At 36.1% G+C, this 8,125-nt stretch carries 8 protein-coding genes; 7 read left to right on the top strand and 1 reads right to left on the bottom strand.

The annotated features are described in order from the left end of the window. Positions 1-225: 225 nt before the first annotated feature. A complete protein-coding gene (gene fucK / locus CCAND38_RS09840; protein ID WP_042345110.1) occupies positions 226-1,650 on the bottom strand; it encodes an L-fuculokinase in 1,425 nt (474 codons plus the stop codon). 266 nt (positions 1,651-1,916) lie between these two features. Here fucK and CCAND38_RS09835 point away from each other — a divergent pair, with 266 nt between their 5' ends. The 7 genes from CCAND38_RS09835 to CCAND38_RS09805 form a co-directional block, all read left to right on the top strand. Further along, on the top strand, positions 1,917-2,816 hold the full coding sequence (locus CCAND38_RS09835; protein ID WP_042345108.1) for an ABC transporter ATP-binding protein: 900 nt from the start codon (positions 1,917-1,919) through the stop codon (positions 2,814-2,816). 7 nt (positions 2,817-2,823) lie between these two features. Further along, positions 2,824-3,645 (top strand): ABC transporter permease, encoded by an 822-nt coding sequence (locus CCAND38_RS09830; protein WP_042345105.1) that lies wholly within the window; start codon positions 2,824-2,826, stop codon positions 3,643-3,645. Between the two features lie 187 nt (positions 3,646-3,832). Next, positions 3,833-5,332, top strand: coding sequence for a glutamate--tRNA ligase (gltX, locus tag CCAND38_RS09825; RefSeq protein WP_042345103.1), 1,500 nt, complete (start codon positions 3,833-3,835; stop codon positions 5,330-5,332). Between the two features lie 5 nt (positions 5,333-5,337). Beyond that, positions 5,338-6,288 (top strand): prolipoprotein diacylglyceryl transferase, encoded by a 951-nt coding sequence (gene lgt, locus CCAND38_RS09820; RefSeq protein WP_042345102.1) that lies wholly within the window; start codon positions 5,338-5,340, stop codon positions 6,286-6,288. Between the two features lie 2 nt (positions 6,289-6,290). Continuing rightward, positions 6,291-6,818, top strand: coding sequence for a DUF192 domain-containing protein (locus CCAND38_RS09815; protein ID WP_042005923.1), 528 nt, complete (start codon positions 6,291-6,293; stop codon positions 6,816-6,818). A 191-nt stretch (positions 6,819-7,009) separates the two neighbouring features. Beyond that, entirely contained in the window at positions 7,010-7,531 is a 522-nt protein-coding gene (idi, locus tag CCAND38_RS09810; protein WP_042345112.1) for an isopentenyl-diphosphate Delta-isomerase, read from the top strand. A 123-nt stretch (positions 7,532-7,654) separates the two neighbouring features. Then, positions 7,655-8,125 (top strand): ACP S-malonyltransferase (locus tag CCAND38_RS09805; protein ID WP_042345101.1); only part of this gene is annotated, 471 nt, incomplete at its 3' end.

The following is an 8,125-nucleotide window of genomic DNA, read 5'->3' as shown; positions in this document are numbered from 1 at the left end:
GGAGAAACTCAGTTAGTTAATGGTTGTTCGGATGGTGTTTCATGTTCTGAGGAAGAACATCAAGCAAATCGCCGAAGTGAATTTATCATTATTGAGATGAAATAGTTATTGTTTTTTTATTACACCAGAAGCCTCTGAAAGTATGTTCACTTTCAGAGGTTTTCATTTTCGACTATTTAATATTGAATGCTACATTCCTCTCAACAATAATCATTTGGAAAATTGCTACACATTTCTTGAAGATGGGTAAATTATCTCAGGTTGATAATCTAAGTGACTTTGAGCTTCTTCAATGGAGTTAAAAAATCCTGTTGCTTTAAAAACATACATCGATGATCCTAAAACAGTGGTTTCCTTCTGTTTGATTAGTCTTATCGGTAAATCACAAATATCGGCTCGTAGCTGATTCCATAGCTTGTTTTTTGTGCCTCCTCCAACGCAAGTAATGTATTCAGCTTTAAAATTTCCTGCCTTTTCAACAGCTTGTAGGGCTTTTTTTAATTTATGAGCCAAAGCTTCTAAGGTAGCTCGATAGATATGAGCTCTTGTAGTTTGCAGGGTGATGCCTATAATAGCTCCTTCTGAACCATTTTCTTTATCCAGAAAATCTGGATTCACGCGTACTCCCTCGCATCCCATCGGAATTTTTTCGGCCTCTGAAATCATCACCGAATATACATCTTCCTGAGGAATATCCATGTAAAACATTCGTCGAATCCATTCTAAAACTCCTGATCCTAAATAATTTACACCAATATTGTAGGTGTGTTCTTCGGCGTCTAATTCTGTGGTCAGCCCTAAGCCAAATTCTGCTTCAGAAACAGTATAGTGCTGGGTTCGAGACATCAAAATTTCCCACGTACCTGAACTGAGTATAGGTTGGTTCATTCCTACTCCTGAACCAATGATAGCAAACTGGGTGTCGTGTCCTGCTAAAAAAACAGGTGTATTTTCAGGAATTCCTGTTTCAATAGAGGCTCGGGAGGTTATACTCCCAACTTTTGTTCCCGCTGAGGCTGTATCTCCCATGAGGGATATTTGAAGTTCGAGTGCATTGAATATTTTTTGTGAGTAGTTCCGTTGTGATAAGTCAGTAAGCATTGATGTTCCTGACATTGTGCTGTCATTCAATTTGTTACCTGTTAAACGGAAATTTAGTAGCGACGGCATATAAAGAAATTGAACTTTTGGATGCTGTAGCAATTCGGGGTGATTTTCTTTAAACCATATTAATTTATTAATGGTATTGAAGCTGTACGGTAAAATTCCTGATGTTGTGTATAGTTCCTTTACAGGGATATAATTACCGATGTTTTCCATAATGGAGTCGGTGCGTTTGCATTGCCAAGAGATGACGGGATAGAGCAATTCACCTGATTCGGCTACGAGCGTTCCGTCCACGCCAAAGGTTGTGGTAGCAACCCCTACAATTCGAGAGGTGTCGATTTGTGAAGTTACGATTTTAGCAGCCTTGCACAGTTTCTCCCAGATAGCGTCAACATTCCAAATACGTCCGCCTTCGTAATGAGGATCGGCTTCGGTTTGGTTAGGATAGGATTGAGAAGCTTCAATATTTCCGTGTATGTCCATGGCTATTACACGTACATTAGTAGCTCCACAATCAAAAAGTAAGGCTAATGGATTTTTCATCTTTTTAAAATTTTATAAAGGAAAGTAAGTTTGAAGTTATTTTTTCATCTTTTCACGTGAAAAAGTTGCGATAAAATTCAATTACATCCTTTGGTTCAGTTCAAAGCAAAGATATGAATAATAAATGGATTTACATTGGCATTCAGACATTAAATTTGTAGCTAAAATCTGTAAAGAAATACAATCTCCTAAAACACACTAAAAATAAACTGCAATTTGGTTTTAACTACTTTTTTGTACATTTGCATAAAATAGCAGTTCAAGAAATGAAAACAATTTTAGAAATTCGGCAATTAACAAAAAAGTTTGGTAGTTTCGTAGCCGTAGATAACGTTTCGTTCCAAATTGAAAAAGGCAGTATATACGGGTTGTTAGGGCCTAACGGAAGCGGGAAATCCACAACTTTGGGAATGATTCTCAATGTGGTGAATAAAACTTCGGGTGAATATCAATGGTTTAATGGAAATATATCTAATCAACAGGCTCTCAAACGTATAGGAGCCATCATCGAACGTCCGAATTTCTATCCGTATATGTCGGCTTATGAAAATCTGCGTTTGGTTTGCAAAATTAAGGGAGCTACAACCGATAAAATCCAAGAAAAATTGCAATTAGTAGGCTTGTGGGAAGTCAAAGATCGTAAATTTTCAGCTTTTTCATTGGGAATGAAGCAGCGTTTAGCAATTGCTTCTGCACTCCTTAATGACCCCGAAATCTTAATTTTAGATGAACCTACCAACGGTCTTGATCCGCAGGGAATACACCAAATTAGAGAACTAATACGCTATATTGCATCTCAAGGAGTAACCGTGTTACTGGCATCGCATTTATTGGATGAGGTAGAAAAAGTGTGTACGCACGTGGTAGTACTACAACAAGGAAAGATGCGTTACAACGGACGTGTCGACGCTATGTTCAACGATTACGGATTTTTTGAGTTAGCTACCCAGCACAATGAAAAATTGCAAGAAGCTTTACGAGATTTCACGCAATTTGATAAAATTATCATTGAAGGAAATTTAATTCGAGCTTATTTGAAAACCGACATTCCTTCTGAAGAATTGAATAAACGACTTTTTGAAAAAGGTTACGTACTTTCCCACTTAGTAAAACGAAAAGAAAGTCTTGAAAATCAATTCCTTAAATTAACTAATCATACAAATTAAAATTATTATGCTTCGATTATTACAAATAGAACTTATAAAAATATGGAACAGCAAAAGTAGTCGTATTTTAATAATAGCCTACTTTGGTTCACTCGCCTTTTTAGCCTTATTTGCAACCGTAAAAATTGACTTTGGAGCTTTCGTTTTTCATTTAGCAAAGCAAGGTATTTTTGATTTCCCATTTGTATGGCATTTCAACACCTACATGGCAGCTTTCTTTAAATTATTTTTTGCTATTGTAGTGGTTTCTATGGTTGCTAATGAATACAGTAACAAAACCTTAAAGCAAAACCTTATTGATGGTTTGAGCAAAAAAGAGTTTGTTTATTCGAAGTTTCTGACCATAGTATTATTTTCTGCCATATCTACACTTGTAGTCTTTTTAGTTTCCTTAGTATTAGGGTTAATTTATTCAAAATATGATGAAATACTTATCATTTTTTCTCAATTAGAATACTTATTAGCTTATTTGGTAAAATTAGTTGGCTTCTTTACAATGTGTTTGTTTTTTAGCGTACTGACTCGAAAATCAGCTTTTTCTTTAGGTTTTTTGGCGTTGTGGTATGTTATTGAGCAATTTTTAGCTATTTTTTCTCAAAGACACGAAAGTTTAGGCATCATCAAGCGGATTTTGCCACTGGAAGCCATGTCCAACCTTATCAAACAACCTTTTACCCGAATGAACGGTATCAAGGAGTTTGCTAATGAAACGGGAATAAATATTCCGTATGATTTTTCAGTGCAAATTTCTGATATTCTGATTGTTTGTTGTTGGACAATTCTTTTCGTATTAATGTCCTACAAAATCATAAAAAATAGAGATTTATAAAAAACGAAAGAATTATCCCAAAACTTGTTTTTTGTTAATTGATATATGCTTGTTTATGGCATTGAGTACAAATAAAAATCACATTTAGAGGTTAATTTTCTAAAAAAATATTTGGGTGAAATATTTTTAATTATTTTACGAATAATTTATACCTTTGCATTCTTGATTTGTAAAATACCGAAAACATATGGTAAGAGTTCGATTTGCACCCAGTCCAACGGGAGCTTTACACATAGGAGGCGTACGTACCGCATTGTTCAATTACTTATTTGCTAAAAAATATGGAGGAGATTTTCTTCTTCGTATTGAGGACACAGACCAAACTCGTTACGTAGAGGGAGCCGAGCAGTACATCATTGAGGCATTAAACTGGTGTGGCATTCCGTTTGACGAAGGCGTTGGTAAAGAAGGTAAACATGCTCCCTATCGCCAAAGTGAACGAAAAGAAATTTATAAAAAGTATGCTGATGAGCTTATTCAGAAAGGAAAAGCCTATTATGCGTTTGACTCGGCTGAAGATCTTGACAATCAGCGTAAAGAATACGAATCTGCAGGAAAAACGTTCATTTATAACTGGCAAACTCGTCTTCAACTAAAGAATTCATTATCCCTTACAGAAGAAGAAGTTAAACAACGCCTTGACCGTGGTGATGAATTTGTGATTCGTTTTAAAATGCCTGAAGAAGTGCTGAAAATGAATGATTTAATACGTGGAGAGGTAATCATCGATACCAAAACCTTGGATGATAAGGTATTATTCAAAAGTGATGGAATGCCGACATATCATTTGGCAAATATTGTAGACGATCATTTAATGGAAATTTCACACGTTATCCGTGGGGAAGAGTGGTTACCATCCTTGCCTTTACACATGCTATTATATCGTGCTTTTGGATGGGAGGCTCCGCAGTTTGCTCATTTGCCCCTAATCTTGAAGCCCGTAGGTAACGGAAAACTCAGCAAACGTGACGGAATCAAGTTGGGATTCCCCGTTTTTCCACTAGATTGGACAGAGGGAGATGCTCCACTCAAAGGGTTCAAGGGGGAAGGCTACTTTCCTGAGGCATTAGTAAATTTCTTAGCACTTTTAGGCTGGAATCCAGGTACGGATCAGGAAATATTTTCTTTGAATGAATTGATAGAACTATTTGATTTGGAGCGAGTTCATAAGGCAGGGGCTCGTTTTGACCCTGAAAAAATCAAATGGTTTAACCACCAATATCTACAGAAGAAGTCTGACAGAGAATTGGCAGACGATTTCTCGAAAATCCTTATAGAAAAAGGGATTTCTATTGCTACGGATAAGGTCGAAAAAATTGTTCATTTGATAAAAGAACGAGCTACGTTTGTGTCCGATTTTTGGGAATTAGGAAGTTATTTTTTCCAAAAACCATCCGTTTACGATGATAAAGCGATGAAAAAGCAATGGAAAGAAAATACAGCTCAAATTTTGACCGAAGTAGCTCAAATTATCAAAGAAACTTCCAATTTTTCATCTGTTCCGTTAGAAGAAGCTGTAAAAAATCATATTACAGAAAAAGGATATAGTTTCGGACAAGTTATGCCTCCATTACGTTTGGCGTTAGTTGGTGAAATGAAAGGTGTTCACATTTTCGACATTATGGAAGTAATCGGAAAAGAGGAGACTCTACAACGAATAGAAGCTATTAAATCAATAAATGGATAAAAAAGATGACAGCATTAAATTTTATATGGAACTCTGATGAGATTTTCTTTTCTATCGGAGGAATTGCCATTCGTTATTACAGCCTGATGTTTTTAGTTGCATTCAGTCTCGGGTGGTACGTAATGAAAAAGATATATCTCAATGAGGGAAAAACATTACAGCAGTTAGATACCTTATTGATTTATACTGCTGTGGCTACCTTAGTAGGGGCTCGTCTCGGGGATTGTTTTTTCTATAATTGGGATTATTTTCAACATAATATTTTAGAAATTTTCCTACCGATTCGTAAAAATCCGAACGAAAGTCTTTTTGGGATTATCAAAGGATGGGAGTTTACAGGATTTGCAGGTCTGGCAAGTCATGGAGCAGCCATAGGAATTATTGTTGCAATGGTTTTTTATATACGTAAGTATAAAGATATTACCCTTTCATGGGTGCTGGATCGTATCGTAATTCCGATTACCATAGGGGGAATGTTTGTTCGTTTGGGGAATTTCTTTAATTCGGAAATTAATGGAAAAGTGGTAGATTCAAGTTATCCATTAGGGGTAAAATTTGTACAAGGAGGCGAAATCTCATCCCGACAAGCCATGGAGCTTACAGGACAAAGCTCTCCTAAAGAAGCCTTTCATCTCATCGCTAACGATCCGCGTTTTTCTGAGGTGTTGGCAGCTATTCCATATCAACACCCCGCACAACTTTATGAAGCGGTAGGCTACTTCCTTTTGTTCTGGGTTTTGTGGTTCACCTACTGGAAAACGGACAAAAGAAAACAACCTTTCTTCATTTTTGGGTTATTTTTGGTGTTACTCTGGGGTATTCGTTTTGCAGTGGAATTTGTCAAAGAAAGTCAAGGCGGATTTGAAAGCACCTTAGGGCTTTTGTCAACAGGACAATGGTTGAGTTTGCCTTTTATTGTAGTAGGATTTTATTTATTATTTAGAAAAAAGGTGTAGAAATGGAATTTTTTAGAAAATATTTTGTTCCTTTAGCATTAGGAATACTTGTAATTGCAGCTTTAGCATATGTTTTACCCGCTTTTTTTTCAGGAAAGGAGCAAGAAACAATGACTTTTTCTGAAATCAAAGAGGTTGAAATAGAATTTACTAAAGAAGCGGAAGTGTCGATTTTCAAACAAGGGGAATTGGTACGTAAAATAGATATAGAATTGGCTGATACACCTAATGAAAGAGCCTTGGGGTTGATGTATCGTAAAGGAATGGACGAAAACCAAGGAATGTTTTTTATTTTTAAAGAGGAGGAGCCTCGTTCCTTCTATATGAAAAATACAGAATTTTCGTTGGATATTATCTATTTAAATAAAGATTTGCAGATAGTTAGCATTGTAAAAAGAGCTAAACCCTATGATGAGTCGTCAATGCCTTCAGAAGCACCAGCAATGTATGTTCTGGAAATCAATGGCGGGTTGTCCGATAAATGGGGTATTGATGTAGGGGATAACATTACGTATCAACTTATAAAATAGGTAACGTTTTTTTCGAAAACTTCATTTTTTTTGTAGAATTCTATTTTATTTAAATTACTGAAAATCAAAAATAAAAAGCATATCTTAAACTTACATGAGTGTAAGAAACCGATCAAATAATTAGAGGATTAACCTAATATTTTGGGAAACGACTCTTTTACGTAAGAATAAAACATAACCCCATGAAAACTATGGAAGAGCGAGTGATATTAGTTGATGAAAACGATAATCCAATCGGGTTGATGGAAAAAATAGAGGCACATCAAAAAGCTTTGCTTCACAGGGCTTTCTCGGTGTTTGTGATGAACGCAAAAGGCGAGATGATGTTGCAGCAACGTGCATTACATAAGTATCATTCCCCAGGGTTGTGGACAAACACTTGTTGTAGTCATCAGCGTGAAAATGAGAGTAATATCGAAGCAGGTAAGCGACGACTACAAGAAGAAATGGGCTTTACCACCGAATTGGAAGATGTTATATCGTTTATATATAAGGCGCCTTTTGATAACGGACTTACAGAGTATGAATTTGACCACGTATTGCTTGGTTTTTACGACCACGCACCTCAAATCAATTCTCAAGAAGTTGCCGATTGGAAATGGGAAACCCCTGAAAAGGTGAAAATTGATATTGATGCAAATCCTCAAAAATACACCGAGTGGTTTAAAATCATCTTTGATAGGTTTTATGATTACTTAATTGTTAATAAGTAATTTAAGGTTCTGCGGGTTCTAAGACATAAATATATAAATCTTAGATTCTTGCAATGTAGGTTTTAATTGAAAATACGAATCTTTATTTTAAAATAGATTATAAAAAATAAAATTGATATACTTATGAAAGCATATATTTTTCCAGGACAAGGAGCTCAATTTGTTGGTATGGGAATTGATTTATATGAGAAGTCAACCGTAGCCAAGGAACTTTTTAAACAAGCCGATGACATTTTAGGTTTTTCAATCACAGAAGTAATGTTTAACGGGACAGAGGAGGATTTGAAACAGACGAAAGTGACGCAACCTGCCATTTTTCTACATTCTGTAGTGTTGAGTAAGGTTTTAGGGGAATCATTCCGTCCTCAAATGGTTGCAGGGCATTCATTAGGAGAATTTTCGGCACTGGTAGCTAACAAAACTCTGTCATTTGAAGACGGACTGCAACTCGTTTCCAAACGAGCTTTGGCGATGCAAAAAGCATGTGAATTACAACCAGGAACAATGGCTGCCGTATTAGGTTTGGATGATGCCGTAGTAGAAAAGGTTTGTGAATCCATCGAAGGGATTGTAACTCCTGCAAATTACAACTGT

Source organism: Capnocytophaga canis, from assembly GCF_000827555.1.
In the GTDB taxonomy this organism is placed as follows: Bacteria; Bacteroidota; Bacteroidia; order Flavobacteriales; family Flavobacteriaceae; genus Capnocytophaga; species Capnocytophaga canis.
The sequence above is the reverse complement of the archived record's forward strand: the minus strand, read 5'-3'. Positions and strand labels throughout refer to the sequence as shown.

What these genes read in the sequence shown, in the direction of transcription:
- lgt (WP_042345102.1), top strand. Translation starts at nt 5,338, where the DNA reads ATGACAGCATTAAATTTTATATGGAACTCTGATGAGATTTTCTTTTCT.
- idi (WP_042345112.1), top strand. Translation starts at nt 7,010, where the DNA reads ATGGAAGAGCGAGTGATATTAGTTGATGAAAACGATAATCCAATCGGG.
- CCAND38_RS09835 (WP_042345108.1), top strand. Translation starts at nt 1,917, where the DNA reads ATGAAAACAATTTTAGAAATTCGGCAATTAACAAAAAAGTTTGGTAGT.
- fucK (WP_042345110.1), bottom strand. Translation starts at nt 1,650, where the DNA reads ATGAAAAATCCATTAGCCTTACTTTTTGATTGTGGAGCTACTAATGTA.
- CCAND38_RS09815 (WP_042005923.1), top strand. Translation starts at nt 6,291, where the DNA reads ATGGAATTTTTTAGAAAATATTTTGTTCCTTTAGCATTAGGAATACTT.
- CCAND38_RS09830 (WP_042345105.1), top strand. Translation starts at nt 2,824, where the DNA reads ATGCTTCGATTATTACAAATAGAACTTATAAAAATATGGAACAGCAAA.
- gltX (WP_042345103.1), top strand. Translation starts at nt 3,833, where the DNA reads ATGGTAAGAGTTCGATTTGCACCCAGTCCAACGGGAGCTTTACACATA.